At 54.8% G+C, this 15841-nt stretch carries 11 protein-coding genes; 8 read left to right on the top strand and 3 right to left on the bottom strand.

Features of this window, described 5'->3' with window-relative positions:
* Positions 1 to 11: 11 nt before the first annotated feature.
* Positions 12 to 1352 carry a glycosyltransferase family 4 protein gene (locus ACZ5C3_RS24380; protein ID WP_464044334.1) on the bottom strand — a complete coding sequence of 447 codons (1341 nt, stop codon included), beginning with the start codon at positions 1350 to 1352 and terminating at the stop codon, positions 12 to 14.
* A gap of 493 nt (positions 1353 to 1845) precedes the next feature.
* Here ACZ5C3_RS24380 and ACZ5C3_RS24375 point away from each other — a divergent pair, with 493 nt between their 5' ends.
* A complete protein-coding gene (locus ACZ5C3_RS24375; protein ID WP_464038421.1) occupies positions 1846 to 2865 on the top strand; it encodes a glycosyltransferase family 2 protein in 1020 nt (339 codons plus the stop codon).
* A gap of 182 nt (positions 2866 to 3047) precedes the next feature.
* On the opposite strand, the gene ACZ5C3_RS24370 is transcribed toward ACZ5C3_RS24375, so the two are convergent.
* Positions 3048 to 3815, bottom strand: a complete 768-nt coding sequence (locus tag ACZ5C3_RS24370) for an FkbM family methyltransferase (protein WP_464033711.1) — start codon at positions 3813 to 3815, stop codon at positions 3048 to 3050.
* Between the two features lie 221 nt (positions 3816 to 4036).
* Between ACZ5C3_RS24370 and ACZ5C3_RS24365 the strand changes: the two genes are divergently transcribed.
* The 5 genes from ACZ5C3_RS24365 to ACZ5C3_RS24345 all read left to right on the top strand — a co-directional run bounded on the left by ACZ5C3_RS24365 (position 4037) and on the right by ACZ5C3_RS24345 (position 12734).
* Entirely contained in the window at positions 4037 to 5044 is a 1008-nt protein-coding gene (locus tag ACZ5C3_RS24365) for a glycosyltransferase family protein (protein WP_464044333.1), read from the top strand.
* Position 5045: 1 nt separating this feature from the next.
* Positions 5046 to 5924, top strand: a complete 879-nt coding sequence (locus ACZ5C3_RS24360; RefSeq protein ID WP_464033709.1) for a right-handed parallel beta-helix repeat-containing protein — start codon at positions 5046 to 5048, stop codon at positions 5922 to 5924.
* Positions 5925 to 6698: 774 nt separating this feature from the next.
* Positions 6699 to 9275: an Ig-like domain-containing protein gene (locus ACZ5C3_RS24355; RefSeq protein ID WP_464033708.1), complete on the top strand. Its 2577-nt coding sequence runs from the start codon at positions 6699 to 6701 to the stop codon at positions 9273 to 9275.
* Between the two features lie 106 nt (positions 9276 to 9381).
* Positions 9382 to 11397 (top strand): type I secretion system permease/ATPase, encoded by a 2016-nt coding sequence (locus ACZ5C3_RS24350; protein ID WP_464033707.1) that lies wholly within the window; start codon positions 9382 to 9384, stop codon positions 11395 to 11397.
* Positions 11394 to 12734 carry an HlyD family type I secretion periplasmic adaptor subunit gene (locus tag ACZ5C3_RS24345; protein WP_464033706.1) on the top strand — a complete coding sequence of 447 codons (1341 nt, stop codon included), beginning with the start codon at positions 11394 to 11396 and terminating at the stop codon, positions 12732 to 12734. The genes ACZ5C3_RS24350 and ACZ5C3_RS24345 overlap by 4 nt, the downstream gene beginning before the upstream one ends.
* Here the strand turns inward: ACZ5C3_RS24345 and ACZ5C3_RS24340 are convergent.
* Positions 12731 to 13735 (bottom strand): metallophosphoesterase family protein, encoded by a 1005-nt coding sequence (locus tag ACZ5C3_RS24340; RefSeq protein WP_464033705.1) that lies wholly within the window; start codon positions 13733 to 13735, stop codon positions 12731 to 12733. The two genes, ACZ5C3_RS24345 and ACZ5C3_RS24340, sit on opposite strands and share 4 nt — an antisense overlap.
* Positions 13736 to 13810: 75 nt before the next feature.
* Here ACZ5C3_RS24340 and ACZ5C3_RS24335 point away from each other — a divergent pair, with 75 nt between their 5' ends.
* Both ACZ5C3_RS24335 and galE read left to right on the top strand, forming a co-directional pair.
* A complete protein-coding gene (locus tag ACZ5C3_RS24335) occupies positions 13811 to 14290 on the top strand; it encodes a VanZ family protein (RefSeq protein ID WP_464033704.1) in 480 nt (159 codons plus the stop codon).
* A 168-nt stretch (positions 14291 to 14458) separates the two neighbouring features.
* Positions 14459 to 15502: a UDP-glucose 4-epimerase GalE gene (gene galE / locus ACZ5C3_RS24330; protein ID WP_464033703.1), complete on the top strand. Its 1044-nt coding sequence runs from the start codon at positions 14459 to 14461 to the stop codon at positions 15500 to 15502.
* Positions 15503 to 15841 lie beyond the last annotated feature (339 nt).

The following is a 15841-nucleotide window of genomic DNA, read 5'->3' as shown; positions in this document are numbered from 1 at the left end:
TCTGACTTTTGTTATTTGACAGCGGCTTTTTCAAATAACTCTGCGTATCGTTCGATGCATGTTTCCACGCTAAAGCGTTGCTTCGCATCTTTCATTAATGTGGCGCGAGCCGCTGCCCATTGTTCTCGATCTTCGATGACTGAACGCATGGCCTGGACCAGAGCATCTTTGTTTCTCTGTGGCCGAAAGCGCTCTCTCGCAGAGCTCTCCCAGCTGACTGTCTCCGGATCGCCGGCGGGGTTGGGTACTACGTAGCCGCGCTCCCCATTTGTGCCAATTTGTTCGCGGGCGCCGCCGACATCGCTCATCACGACAGGCAATCCAGCACAAAGCGCTTCCATGGATGATAGAGGCCAACCTTCGAAAAAGGAATTGAGGACGAAACAGTCGGCTGCGGCGAACAAGGGGGATGGATTGGAAAGATTATCACGCAGGTGAATTCTTTGTCGTTCCTGCAACTGACTGCGGAGGAAATACACCTGTTCGATATATGCAGGGTCATCCATGCGACCCGCTATGACCAAATGAGCCTGTGGAAACTCGCGTGCTATCTCCGTAAAAGCAGCGATCAGGCCGTAGGCATTTTTTTGCAATACATGCCGTGCAAGCGAAATAAAGAGAAACTCCTGATCGAGGCCGAGCCAAGCTCTTGCTTTCATCCGATCGACGGTAGGACGGTGAGTATCGTTGTAGCCATTAGGAATGGTGAAGATGGCGTCCGCGTCGAATTCCGGATTGCCTCGCAGGTACTGCCGCCTCACCATTTCGCTCACAGCGATAAAGAACTTGATATTGCGGCTTCTGGGACCTTCCTTCCCCCAATCAGTCCCTATTGGAGTGGGGACGGCATGAAGCGTCTCAATGACGGGAATGTTCAGTGCCTGGGCCGCTTCGACAATCCAGTCGGGGGGAGCGTGTGCACTGATGACGTCGGGGCGATGAGCGGCAAGCCATCGACAACTATCTTCCGGGGATTCGTCGATCACTGGTATCCCTTCCTCCCGTAAAGCTTTTACAAGACGGCCGCTGCCGGCAGTAGAATCCGTCAACATCACGAGCGTATCGATGTCTTTGCTGGGTAGCCGGCGCGCCAGGAATGCGACGAACTCATCGATACCGCCTGCATCCAGCACGCTTGTCAGAATCAGGCAGCGTAGACGGGTTTTGGACTGGCTTACGCTGGTGGGGGTGGCCTGTTGCCCGATGGGCACTGTCGCCATCTGTTGATCGTCTATGCTTGGCATCTCCACGAAGGGAGTCTCTTGACGAACGATGAGCGGATGGGACCAGTCGTCAATTCGGGCGTTATTGCTTCGAAACCCGGAAAGCAATGTACGGGCGACTTTTCTCACGGCGTGTGGAATCGGCCAACGGCGACGCTGTGCCCACATGGCAAATAGCGCGAGACCAGACGGTCGCATTTTTGAGATTTCATTCACGTCTGTCGGATCCAATTTTCACCCAAAGGATGTCCTGGTTTTCAAGATTCCAACTGCGAAAAACCATCTGCAAGAGTAATCCGCGTCACGGCCTGCAGCTCGGACTTAAGAAAATGCGCCCCTTCTAGCGGCTCCCGTAGAAATAAAATAATTGTAAAGGCTCAGTTTTGTCCATTAGATTTAAATCTGCCGGCAATGAGCGTATCTTTGCTAAGTCGTTGAATTTAGTGATATTTTGTGGCGTTGAGATAATTCTTCTGGAAATTAATCTATATTTCTATTTTAAATAGTTAATTGTTGGGGCGTGTTTAAGAATAATGTATCAGATCTACCGCTGTCTCGGTCTTGCACACGCCGCAGTCGGTAAATCCTCTCTATTGATTTATAGGAGCGTCCGTTGAGTTCGGTGGATGTCATCATTCCCTGTTATCGATACGGTCACTTTCTCCGCGAATGTGTTGAAAGCGTTCTGACGCAGTCTGGGCCAACAGTTCGGATATTGATTATCGACGACGCGTCACCGGACGACACAGCCGAAATAGCGGAGGATCTCGCTTGCCGCGACGAGCGCGTTCGTTTCCTCAAGCACGTTTCGAATATGGGGCATATCGCTACCTACAACGAAGGAATTGCGTGGGCTTCCGCGGACTATATGGTTCTGCTGTCGGCGGACGATTACCTGCTGCCAGATGCGCTTCGACGGTCTGCCGAACTCATGGATCGCTACCCTTCCGTTGGATTTACTTTTGGGAGGGCCATTCCACTCGATCATGGTGAGGAAATAAAGCCATCAGCCGATCTTGGTGCGACCGTTGGCACCCGTATATTTACGGGCCTTGATTTTATTGAGCTTAGCGGCGCTCGAAATGTCGTCCTCGCACCGAGCGTAATGGTTAGAACCGCCCTGCAGAAAAAATTAGGCGGCTATGCGCCGGAGTTGACCCATAGCGGCGATATGGAGATGTGGTTGCGATTTGCCGCGCATGGTTGCGTTGGCTTTCTGGATACGGACCTCGCAGTCTACCGCCGCCATGCGACCAATATGTCACGAGGTTATTCGCCAGAACAAGATCTCCGTCAGCGTAAGGCGGCGTTCGATCATTTTTTTAGTCGCTGCAGTGAGGTGCTTGAAGATGCTCCGACGCTTCGTCGATCGCTGTTGCTGCGGTTGGCTTGCGATGCAGTCGGGTGTGCAAGCCGCGCATTCAATGAAGATAATATGGACCTCTCCCGCCGACTCTCGGAACATGCGGTTGAGTTAGATCCACGCGTGAAGCAATCGCTTGCATGGTTTTTTCTCAATTGTAAGTGGCGCTTGGGCTTCCGCGTATGGCGGCTTCTGAAGCCCGCGGCAGATTACGTGAAGTCCATGGCCTCCGTGTTTTCAAGACTGTTGAGGCGAACGGAGCAGGTTCAGCAAACCTGAGCTGGTCGAGAGCATCTACGATTGTAGGTCGCAAACGGATCCAGGTATCCGTTGTTTCGATGCGATGGTCTATTTTGAATATGATGATGTCCTTTCACGCATTCAGGACGCTCATCGTGTTTTGAGATCAGATGCGATTGAACGTCCAGCGTTGCAGCTGGCCCGGGCCCAAGATGTGCGCCTTATCTGCCGACAATGGAACGGTGGATGCTATTTTCATTCGTCAGGTACCAGGTAAAGGTTACAGGTGGTCTTGTCAGCCCGGGACTGAAATGCCCGTCGCTGTAGATGTAAGGCCGGTAGCCAAACTCGCGAACAAACTCGGTGAAGGCTGGCGTCGGGAAGGCGCACATGAGGGCCGGCCGGTGCTCTTTCATGGTATGCCGCGTTCCTTTAACGATCTCGAGTTCAGCGCCTTGAGCGTGAAGTTTAATGAGCTGAGGCGACAATTCATATGAATCGAGAGTCCTACACTCCGCGGGATATTCTCTTAGGGTCAGTTTGCTTTTATCATAATGATACATTCGGCCCGGGTCGCTCAGCCAGGACGTCGCCTGCTCGCGATCGGTCGATGCCATCCCGTCGCAATCCCACGAACCATATTTGGGAATGAAAAAAGTAATGACGCCCGGACAGGCGCCGAGCGCGCATCCGTGCACTGTAACTGTTTGGTCATTCCGATAACGCATCGACAAGCGTTGCGCCGCCATTGGCTCTGGTTCAAACGCGACGATCTTGACCCGTGGTTCGAGCCTCTTGAAGGCAGCAATGCTTTGTCCGCGATTGGCTCCGACGTCGACGATCAGGCCGTCACTTAATGGCAGCTTCCCAGCTCCCTTGTATTCCGGTTTGGAGAAATATGACGCCGCATAATCCTTGGCTGCAAACCTAGCAGCGGCGACCCCCGGAACATTCGCGTAAAAGAAACGTGCCAAAGCCTTTGGATTCATGCTGTCGGGTCGCCTTCATTCGCTATTTAATTAATCGCCATTTTGACATTTAAAATGTACAAAAATGTTATTGCAATATATATTCAACGCATTGAGCAATAATGAATTTGTTAATGGCGCCGAACGGTGACAGTCAAAGGTAAAATTCGCGCATGGGGCAGAATTCGCTAACCGGCGACGGGAAACGGGCGCTTATCGATAGCACCGCAGAAGTTGCGGTTGTGATCGTCGGCTTTCGCAATCCAGCGGATATCGTAGATTGTCTGACCGCCATTTCATCCGCTTCGCTCGCGCCAAATTTCGATGTTTTCATCTGCGAGAACGGAGGTCCGCCGTTCTATCGGCGCCTTGTTGAGGAACTTGCGGGAAGCGAAGCGCTATGCACCGTCGTAGGAGACCTTCCTGCACCAAGCCTCTCGACGACCCGGTTTGTTGAAGTGATGCGTTTTCGCTTTCGCAACAGGCCCTCGAATATCTGGGTTGGATGTGCCGCCGATAACCTAGGTTACGCAGGCGGCATCAATGCTTGGACCCAGCCGCTTCTGAAAGCCCTCGATTGGAAAGGTCTTTGGATTTTAAATCCCGATACTGTGCCGAGAGAGGACGCGCTTGCGGCTCTTGTCGAGCGAGCAGAAGTCGGGGGAAAGGGGATGGTCGGTAGCACTATCCTCGATCTCGAAGAGCCTGTCCGTGTTCGCTTTCGTGGTGGGCTGCATTGGCAGAGACTGGCGTCAAGGGGCGTCTCAATCGGACTCAACGAGCGTCTTGATGCGCCTCATGACCTCTCAGAGATTGAAGACGCAATGGATAGTCCGTCGGGGGCATCGATGTATGTAACGAGACGTTGCATCGAAACAATCGGTCTCATGGATGAAAGTTACTTCCTTTTCTTTGAGGACCTCGATTGGGGGGTGCGTGCCAAGCCGACAGGCCTTGGTTATGCGAGTAAATCTATCGTCGCACATAAGCGAGGAACGGCAACTGGGTCGGCGAGAGGTCTTGCCGCCATGCCAAAATTGTCGGTTTATCTTCAGCAGCGAAACGGCATCCATTTCGTGCGCAAGCATTTTCCGTGGTCTCTTCCATTACGAATCGTAACTTCGTGTTTGTACGCAGCCAGGTTTTTGCGATCTGGTGCGACATCGAATTTTATCGCTGCGCTCGAGGGGATATTTGCCGGCTTGCGGGGAGAGGTCGGTAGGCCGAGCTGGCATCACGAGGCATCCTAAAATGCGTGAAGCGCTTCGACCAAGTCTGGCCGAGCATCAAAAGCGTGGCTGGCCTCTCTTTCTTTTATTAGTGTTTTCTTTGCCAATGAATGGAGCTTGGGCGCAGGGCGAAAAGGAAGTAGGGGTTGTCGCGCATCCCACTTCCCAAACGGCTTGGCCTGACGAAGGTAATTCCGGGGTACCTGCAGGAACAACGCTGAAGCCTTCTGGTAGCATCGTTATTACCGAGGCGGGCGCAGTTGTCTCCGGTCTGGATATTCGTGGGACCGTCGATATCAACGCCTCAAACGTCAAGCTAATGAACTCGCGTATCAGGGGCGCGCGATTCGATATCGTGCGAATCAAGCGCGGTGCCGAGAATGTCGTCGTTCAGGATTGTGAAATAGATGGGGTTGGAACGGACAACGACGGCTCAAATGGCATAAGAGGCGCGGGCACATTCCTGCGTAATAATATCTATCACGTGGAGAATGGAATTACGCTTGATGGAAGCGCAACAATTGAAGGCAATTACATCCACGATCTTCTAGCGTCCGGATCCCCTCACTATGATGGAATTCAAATCGATGGCGGTATTTCGGACGTAACCATCCGACGCAACACAGTCATCAATCCATATACGCAGACTTCGGCTGTGATGATCGATAACTATTTTGGGCCGATTTCCAATATTACGGTTGAGCAGAACCGGCTCATTGGAGGCGGTTACTCGGTGTACTCCGATGGTCAATTTAACGGTGGAACGATCTCGGGCGTTTCATTCGTCGAGAATCGATTGGGCAAAGGCCATTGGGGATACAGATCTGTCGTGAAGAACACCCCTGTCTGGCGTGGGAATGTTGATGATGTAACCGGGCGGGATTTGACGTACGCGAAGTAAGGCGGACTCGTTTGGACTATTTTGAACTCGCAGCCGAAAGTTGCCGCGAGACATTGTCAGGTGACGCACGGCCAAGCAGAAGAGAGGTCTGTCGTTGCTCCGAAGGCTTTTTACAGCCTCGCTGGGTATGCGATTAGCTGCTTTCCGGTTCGAAGCAGAAATATTCTCATTTAAAAACATATGATTATGCGGATGTACCTGCCCGCGACCGCTGGCGGCAACGCCGGATGCGTTTGGTGCAGTTATTTGAAGCGTTATTTCGTTTCGATGATATTTTAAGGTGATTCGGGGCGGGCATTTATCAACAAGTAAAATCCAGGATTATTTTCCGATTGGGCGGCGTTTTGTCCCTTTTTTGGAGAAGAGGGACGGCGCGCCCAGATTACGACGAATTCCAAGTTGCATTGTGCGGCCTAGAACTCTCCAACGTGTGATTGTAGTGCGTCATTGGGAATAAATGACTGAATAAGGGATATATTGAAAAGCCCGCCTCTGAATAATTGCGTTGCGTGTGATCAAATCGCTACAAGCTTGTCGTCTTGTGTTGCGTTTAAATCGTCGAATCGCGAATGAATTCAACGAGATCAGCTTATTAAATCCCCTCTGTGCTGTAAGTTTGATTAACAAATCGAGAATCACCTTCGACGAGCCGCTAAGTCGTCCAAAAAAAGCCGCTCGCACTCGACCAATACGACACCGGTGAGCTGCTCGACCAATTGCATCACAGAATATTGGTTGGGTCGTAAATACCGTCGAACTTGAAGGAGAGTTACATTGGCTACAACAACTGGATTTCCCGACGCGACAAGCACGGGTGTACCTGCGGGCGTGACATTAACCCCGTCGGGCGACGTCGTTGTGAATAAGGCGGGGGCGGTTATTTCCGGGCTCGATATCAAGGGCACCGTCTACATCAACGCCCCAAACGTGACGCTGGAAAACTGTAAGATCACTTCGCCTGCATTCTACGTCGTTAGAGTTTCGCCAGGAGTAACTGGCGCGGTTGTTCAGAACTGTGAAATCAACGGTGTCGGCACCGGTAACGACGGCTCTTGCGGTATCGCAGGGCAAGGTACGTTTATCGGGAACAACATTTACAATGTCGAGAACGGCATTGCCCTGTCCTCGGGCAACAGCGTGATTCAAGACAATTATATCCACGACTTGAAAGCGTCGGGGTCGCCGCACTACGACGGTATTCAGATCGACGGCGGGATTTCCAACGTTACAATCTCGCATAACACTGTCGTCAATCCGCATACGCAAACAGCGGCGATTATGATCGACAACTACTTCGGGCCGATCTCGAATATCAAGGTCGACGGTAATCTGCTGGTGGGTGGCGGATACACAGTATACTCGGACGCCCAATTTTCCGGCGGCTCAATTACTGGTGTCTCGATCACAAATAACCACATCGGCGGCGGTTATTGGGGACCCGTGAACTTCAACCAGTCTTCTCCGGTTTATACCGGGAACGCAAACGATGGCGACACGATTGCGAAGGGATTGGTTACAAGCGGTGGGAACACGAATCCGTCAAACCCGACGACACCTACCCAGCCGACGACACCTGACGCTCCCAAGATTGATGCTTTCTCCAACGACAGCGGTGTCGCGGGCGATGGCATTACCAACGACAATACAGTGACGCTGACCGGTAAGGCCGCTGCCAACAGCACCATCAAGGTGTTCGATGGCACGACTCAGATCGGAACGGCCACCACCAACAGCAGTGGCGCATGGTCTTACACCACTGCTGCGCTGAAGGATGGTAGCCACAGCCTGACCGCGAAGGCGACCAGCGCATCCGGCGCCACCAGTGCTGCGTCTTCGGCATTGAATCTGAAGATCGACACCACGGCACCAACGGCTCCGACGATGGCGACGTCCGCTTCCACTGCGGCCAAGGCCGCTACGGCGGCGGCAACCACACCGAACACCGTCACTTTGACCGGTACGGCGGAGGCCAACAGCACCATTAAGGTGTTTGACGGCTCGACCCAGATCGGCACCGCGACGGCAAACGGTAGCGGCTCCTGGACCTACACCAGCGGTGCACTGGCAAGCGGCAATCATAGCCTGACATCAAAGGCGATGGATGCGGCGGGCAATACCGGCACCGCCTCGCAGGCTGTAACCGTCAACATTCCGTCGACGCCGACTAACCCGACCAACCCCACCAATCCAAGCAATCCGGGTACACCGAGCGCTGCGCCGAAGATTGCGTCGTTCTCGAACGACACGGGCAAAGTTGGAGATGGTATCACCAGCGACAACACGCTGACTCTGACGGGCACTGCGGCTGCTAACGCCAAAGTAGCTGTGTTCGACGGAGCCAACCAGATTGGAACGGCCACTGCAAACAGCAGCGGTGCGTGGAGCTACACGACTGCCGCTCTGGCAGACGGGTCTCACAATCTCACGGCAAAAGTAGGCACCAGCGCTTCCGCAGCTACGTCGGTGAAGATCGACACGCATGCGCCTGATGCGCCGACGATCGCTTCGTTCTCGTCAGATGGGAAGGCTGTCACCGGTGGTGCGGTCAATGCCGATCACGTCACGCTGACCGGAACGGCCGAAGCCAACAGCGTGGTGAAGGTGTTTGACGGTACCAAGCAGATCGGAACCGCGACGACCAATGACAAGGGAGCGTGGACCTACGCTGCGGACAATCTCGCGGATGGGAAGCACAGCTTGACGTCGACGGCCACTGATGCTGCCGGCAACATCAGCAAAGCGTCTGCGGCGGTTAACCTTAACGTCGATTCGCACAATGATGGCCATACCGCGGATTCCGCGTTTACCGGTCTCTACCAGAAATGGAATGACACGGTGACGTTCAAGGGAACGGCCGATCCTTACAGCCAGATCACGATCTTCGATAATGGCAAGGGATCTGTCGGGACCGTGAAGGCGGCCGCCGATGGAACGTGGAGTCTGACCACCAAATCCGCTGTTTCGGATGCGGTCCATAACTTCACGACGAAGGTCGTGGACAGCAGTGGTCAGAGCAGCATGGCTGCCGGCAGTGCCATTCTCGGCACCAACGGTGGCGATACGCTGAAGGGGACGTCAGGCAACGATTTGTTCAGCGGCAACGGAGGTCGTGACACCTTCGTGTTCGCGGCGAACTTCGGCAAGGATGTCATCAAGGACTTCCAGGAAGCCGGTCGTAGTCACGATGTGGTGCAGTTCAGCAAGAGCGTCTTCGACAGTTTCGCGGACGTTCTGTCTCACGCATCGCAAAGCGGTCACGACGTGGTCATCAACGCGGGGAGCGGTAACACGCTGACGTTGAAGGACACGAAGCTAGCTTCGTTGGACAAGTACGACTTCCACTTCGCGTAATTACGGAGTCGAGTCGTCACGTCCGACTATGAGAGTGACCCAAGAGCGGTGTGATAGCCGCTCTTGGGAATAAATAATTGGTTAGATAACTCGTGGGGCACCTACGATGGTCGAGTCTGGTCGACGGGGGGTAATTCCTCCGCACAATGGAATGCAATCTGCAAAAACGGCTGCACCCGAGGCCAGTCCGAAATGGGCGCCACAGGCCACTGCAGCCGCGGCTGCCATACAGCGCTTTGCACGGTCACAGGGATTCACAAGGACATCCCGCGAGGTTTTCAGGGCGTATGAACGCGCGAAATCTTTTTCGTCCCGTTCACGTCAGGAATTGCGGACGGCGGTTGAACGCGTCAGGCCGCTTATTTTCTCCGCTCAACCGCGGCGCTCGGTTGTCGCGTTTCATCAACAGAGGTCGGAGGTCATCAATTTTCTGGCCTCGTGCCGACAGGCGTTTTGGGGCCTCGCCGTTTTTAGCGGTCTCAGCAACCTGTTGATGCTGACCGGCTCGTTCTTCATGCTGCAGGTCTACGACCGCGTATTGCCCAGCAGGAGTGTGCCGACGCTGATCGCATTGCTGGCGCTGGCTATTATTCTGTACGTCTTTCAAGGCGCACTCGATCTGGTCCGCACCCGTATCAGCGGCCGCATCGGCCGCTTTCTCGAGGAAACGCTTGGTCACAGAGTCTTTGACGCTGTCGTCCGTATGCCATTGAAAACGCGCGGGGACGGCGATGGTTTGCAGCCGCTGCGCGATATCGATCAAGTCCGTAGTTTTCTTGCCAGCGGCGGTCCGTCCGCGCTGTTCGATTTGCCGTGGATTCCACTTTATCTCGGCATCTGCTTCTATTTCCATTTCTGGATCGGGACGGTCGCCTTGGCGGGTGCCATCGTGCTGGTCGGCTTTACGGTCCTGACTGAGATTCGTACGCGGGCTGCCACCAAGGCATCAGCAATATTTGCGATGTCCCGCAACGCCCTTGCCGTTGAGGGGCGGCGCAACGCTGAAGTGTTGCGGGCCATGGGAATGAAGCACCGGGCTGCGGCCCGCTGGCTCGAAGTGAACAAGAATTACATGGCGGCAAACGAGGCAGCCAACGATGTGGCAAGCGGCATTGGTGGAATGTCGAAGGTTTTCCGCATGGTTCTGCAGTCCGGCGTTCTTGCTGTTGGCGCTTATCTGGTCGTCCATGGAGAGTCGACAGCAGGCATCATCATCGCCAGCTCGATTCTGACGTCGCGCGCACTGGCCCCTGTTGAGTTGGCGATCGCCAATTGGAAGGGTTTTGTGTCTGCGCGTCAGTCTGCTCAGCGCCTGGATCAGCTGCTGACGCTGCTTCCGAAGGAAGGCGAGCCGATGGAACTCCCGCCGCCGGAGCAGTCATTGACCGTTGACCGGATTCATGTTGCGCCCCCGGGGGCTGAGCGGCCGGTGCTTCATAACGTCTCGTTTTCGCTGATCAGCGGTCAGGGCCTGGGAATCATTGGGCCGAGCGGATCCGGAAAATCATCCCTCGCGCGTGCGCTTGTCGGGGTGTGGCCGCAGGTACATGGCAAGATCAGGATTGATGGCGCCACGTTCGATCAGTGGTCACCTGAGGGACTTGGCCGCCATCTCGGATATTTGCCGCAGGACGTCGAGTTGTTCGATGGAAGCGTCGCAGTGAATATCGCCCGCTTTGATCCGAAGGCGACACCGGCAGCGGTTTTGGATGCTGCCCGCGCAGCCGGGGCGCATGAACTGATTTTGTCCTTCCCTGATGGGTACGGCACGAAGATCGGTGAGGGGGGCATGGCACTCTCCGCCGGACAACGTCAGCGCATTGCGCTCGCAAGGGCGTTCTATGGCAATCCGTTCCTGGTGGTGCTCGACGAGCCGAGTTCAAATCTCGACTCGGAAGGCGAAGCGGCGCTGACCAAGGCCATCCTCAACGTCCGTAATCGTGGGGGCATCGTGATCGTTGTCACGCATCGGCCTAAGTCTCTCGATGGCGTCGACCACGTTCTGGTAATTGCCGACGGTACATCGCAGGCGTTCGGTGAGAAGGAAGAAGTTCTAAACAAAGTTCTGCGGCCTACGCCTGTGCCACTCCGAATGGCGGCGGATCGTGGGAGGGCTCGATGAACCACCAGATGATCGTGTCTGCAAGCCACAAGGTGGTCGATTCAGCCCAGCATTCCATCCAGCGCTATCTGATCGTCGGCGTCGTCCTTGTGATGATGGTGACGTTCGGAATCGGCGGATGGGCCGCGACCACCGAGCTGTCGGGCGCAGTCATTGCGCAAGGTACCCTTGTGGTCGATTCCAGCGTCAAGAAGGTGCAGCACCCCACGGGAGGTGTTGTGGGTGAACTGCGGGTCCGCGATGGCGACCGCGTCCGCGCCGGGGACATTCTGGTGCGCCTCGATGAAACGCAAACCAAGGCGGCTGCATCGATCATCACCAAGAACGTCGATGAATTCATGGCGCGTCAGGCTCGCCTTGAAACCGAGCGCGACGGGCTCGACGAAGTGGTTTTCCCTGCCTCGCTGCTGGAACGAGCCCGTCAGCCGAGCTCGGATGCGGCGCACGCAGTCTCGTCCGAACGCAGTCTGTTTGAATTGCGTCGGCAGGCGCGCCAAGGGCAAAAATCACAGCTGAAGGAGCGTAGTGCGCAGCTGGAAGACGAGATCAAAGGCTATCTCGGACAGGTTGAAGCGAAGAAGAAAGAAGTCGACTTCATCCAGCAGGAATTGGAAGGCGTGCGGACCCTCCGGGAAAAAAATCTGGTTCCGATCACCCGTCTCACAGCTCTGGAGCGTGATGCAGCTCGTATCGAGGGCGAGCGTAGTCAGCTGAGTGGTATGATTGCGCAGTCAAAGGGAAAGATGGCCGAAATCGCACTTCAGATCATTCAGGTCGAGCAGGATCTGCGGAGCGAGGTGGGTAAGGATCTCGTCGAAGTGCGGTCAAAGTTGGCCGAACTTGCCGAACGCAAGATCGCTGCCGTCGATCAATTGAATCGCGTCGATATCCGCGCACCGCAAAATGGGCGTGTGCATCAGCTTTCCGTACATACGATCGGCGGCGTGATCGGGCCAGGTGAGCAGATCATGCTGATCGTTCCAGATGCTGACGCGCTTGCTGTCGAGGTCAAGATTGCCCCTCAGGACATCGACCACGTTCATCTCGGGCAATCAGCTATCCTGAAATTTGCAGCTTTTAATCAGCGCACGACGCCGGAGATCAAGGGAGATGTAAGTCTCGTTTCCGCGGATCTCACGCAGGATCAGCGGACAGGCACCAGCTACTACGTCGCCCGCATTCTGCTCAAGGCGGATGAAGTCGAGCGTCTGGGGGGCGCGAAGCTCCTGCCAGGTATGCCCGTTGACGCATTCATCCAGACAGGTGGCCGAACGGCATTGTCTTACTTGATGAAGCCTTTGCGGGATCAAGCATCGAGAGCGTTTAAGGAGAACTAGCCAAGTTTTGGCTTACGAGGATCAAGACGCGTGAGGGAGTCTTTGTCATAGAAAGACAGGGACTCCCTCAGCTGTTTGGCGTGAATGGCTGCTGCGAGATGAGGGCCCTGGATCCTGAGTTGCGCTGCCATCGCTCTCACGTGGATGCTGGCAAGCGTTGAATCTTTCATAGCTGCTGCTTGTGTTGATTCAGGCAGGCCATTGTGTCCGTCCTCTGACAACCCGAGATGAGGCAAGCCACGCAGCCATTCCTGCACATCGACAAGGGTGGCGATCTCTGCACCGTCAATTGTCAAGCAGGTCAGCCGCCCTGTTGCGAAGGCGCCGGTATCGATATTGATGCGATTGGCTCGAATATCGGGTTCGCGGACGGGTGTATGTCCGTGAACCACGATCTTCTCGAATTCCTTGTCCCAAAGCAGAAAGTCGTCGCGAATCCAGAGCAGATCATCCTCGTTCTGGTCTTCGATCGAAACGAGTGGCCGCAGTCCCGCGTGAACAAAGACGAAGTCGCCACAAACGAAAGTCGGCTGAAGCGTTTCGAAAAATTGGCGATGCGCTGGGGTCAGCGCGCCGCTCAAGCTGCGAGCCAGTTGCGCGCGCTCATATGGCGCGGGATTGATCGGAGGCTTTATTCCGAAGGAAATCAGAGTCTCGAGGCCGCCGCACTGCCGCCAGTCATCCAGAATTTCTGAGTTGTCCAGGAACTTGAGAAGAAATGCCTCGTGATTGCCCTTGAGAAAGACGGTCTCGAAGGGGAGGTCGTTGTTGGTGAGAAGGTCAAGCACGGTCTTTGAGGACGGTCCGCGATCGATATAGTCGCCAAGGAAAACGACAACGGGCCGAGAAATCGGGTGAAGCGCAATATCGATCTCGATCTGGGACAGCATCGGAGCCAGAAGATCGGCGCGGCCGTGAATATCTCCAACGGCATAGATACGCACACCCTCGGGCACGCGCGAGGCGCGACGGTCGTTTCGTGAAAGTAATTTCCAAACCATCTGGTCCGCGCTGTTAATGCCGGTCTGAAGATTCCGACGGTTCCGCCCGCATAACCCGCACCGGCAGTCTGCCGAGTGCCACGGCTTGAAACCTACAGCGGATGCTCCTTTTGGAGCGTTAACGCGGGCTTAAGTTTTGGACCTTGCTTTGGCCGCGAGCCGACATTTAAAATCGCTGAATACCGGGGATTTTCATTTATTGACCAGGGTGGCGATGTGAACGTCTATCGCAGACTTGCTGCCGTCGCGGCCTGGCTAAGTCTCATCTTCATCGCTTTTGCAACGTTGTCTCCGATTGGAGCTCGTCCTCATGTTGCAGGCGTTGGTTTTGAGCATATCGCGGCATTTGCGGTCACCGGGGTGCTGTTTGCGCTGGCTTACCCTCGCCATTCGGTCATCGTCGGAATGCTCGTTTTAGGGAGTGCGGTTGTGCTCGAGCTATCCCAGCTTCTTACGCCTGACCGTCATGCCCGATTTTCTGATCTTCTGATTAAACTCGCCGGCGGCTCGCTCGGCATTGTCGCGGCACGGTTCTGGGACAGGTCTCCCAATTAGGCCCCTTGTGTCGGCGGCTATCTTGTTGATTTTCTGATATATTTCTTTTCGTTCGGCTGGATTGTCTAGATTCCATCCAATTAAATATATCGAAATTAAATTTCTTGAATCAGATAATAATAGCCAATTAAATGGCTGCCGGTCGACATTGCAGGCAAGGTTGAGGCCATGACGGGACGCGGCACGGTGTTGGTAACGGGTGGTGCCGGCTATATCGGCTCTCATTGCTGCAAGGCCTTGTCTGAAGCCGGATATCTGCCGGTCTGTTTCGACAATCTCTCCACCGGTCACAGGCGTTTCGTGCAATGGGGGCCGCTGCTGGAGGGGGACGTCCAGGATCAAGAGCGGCTGGAGACGGTTTTCCGGTCGCACGACTTCGCTGCTGTTATGCATTTTGCAGCAGTGAGCGCGGTCGGTGAATCCGTGGTTGATCCGCAGAAGTACTATTCGAATAACGTGGGTGGCACGCTTTCGTTGTTACGGGCGATGCGGGAGGCGAATTGTCCTCACCTGATCTTTTCCAGCACTGGCGCCGTCTATGGCAACGCCGGCGCTGATCCGATTTCCGAGACTGATCCGAAACAGCCCGTCAATCCTTACGGCAAATCCAAGCTGATGATCGAGGAAATCCTGTCCGACCATCGCAATGCTTATCGGCTCAATTCGATTTGTTTCCGTTATTTCAATGCCAGCGGTGCAGATGCCTCGGGAGCCACCGGCGAGCAACGCGATCCCGAGACACATTTAATCCCCAGAGCCATGATGGCGCTGCAAGGACATCTGGACGACTTCAGTATTTTTGGTGACGACTACGACACATTCGATGGGACAGCGGTCAGAGACTACATTCATGTTACTGATCTCGCGGCCGCTCATGTACAAGCGGTGGACATGCTCACGGCCGGTCATCAAGGCGGAATCTATAATTTGGGGACCGGCGTCGGTTATTCGGTCAAACAGATTCTCGCAGCGATTTTTTCCGAAACAGGGCACACGATGCCGCTGATCTACCGTCCGCGTCGCGCGGGTGATCCGCCGATGCTTGTCGCGGACCCGACGTCTGCTCGGCAGGTCATGCAATTCAAGCCCGCTCATTCCGATCTCAAGACGATTATTCGTACAGCGTGGAAGTGGCACGAGAAGACCCACGCATTTAAAGGCCCAAGCGAAGACGTGCGCTGGTCTTCCGCTCGGGAGCGGACGGTTGCATAACGCCGTCCCGGTGCAATCGCTGGGCTTGTGATAACGGCGACCACTATCTGGTTGGGATAACACCGCTTTAGGTTGCCAGAACCAGGAATTCCAAGCGCGCAGTCCAGAAATATTCTTGAACGGTACGCGCTGCTCGATTGAGCGGAAGACTAATTCTCCTACACTATCAGATGTTTATGCCTGTTCGTATCTATCTGCAACGGTACTCGATCCAAGACAAACTTTCGCCGTGCACAGCAGCTGAATGGTGTCATACAGGGGTTGAAGAATCGATTCCTTGTAGCCCATATGCCCCTCCCTTGGCGGCCGGGTTTGTGAGTCGCGGTTTGAGAAGTAGGT

The sequence above is a fragment of the Afipia dichlorophenoxyacetatis genome (assembly GCF_055386385.1).
The sequence above is the reverse complement of the archived record's forward strand: the minus strand, read 5'-3'. Positions and strand labels throughout refer to the sequence as shown.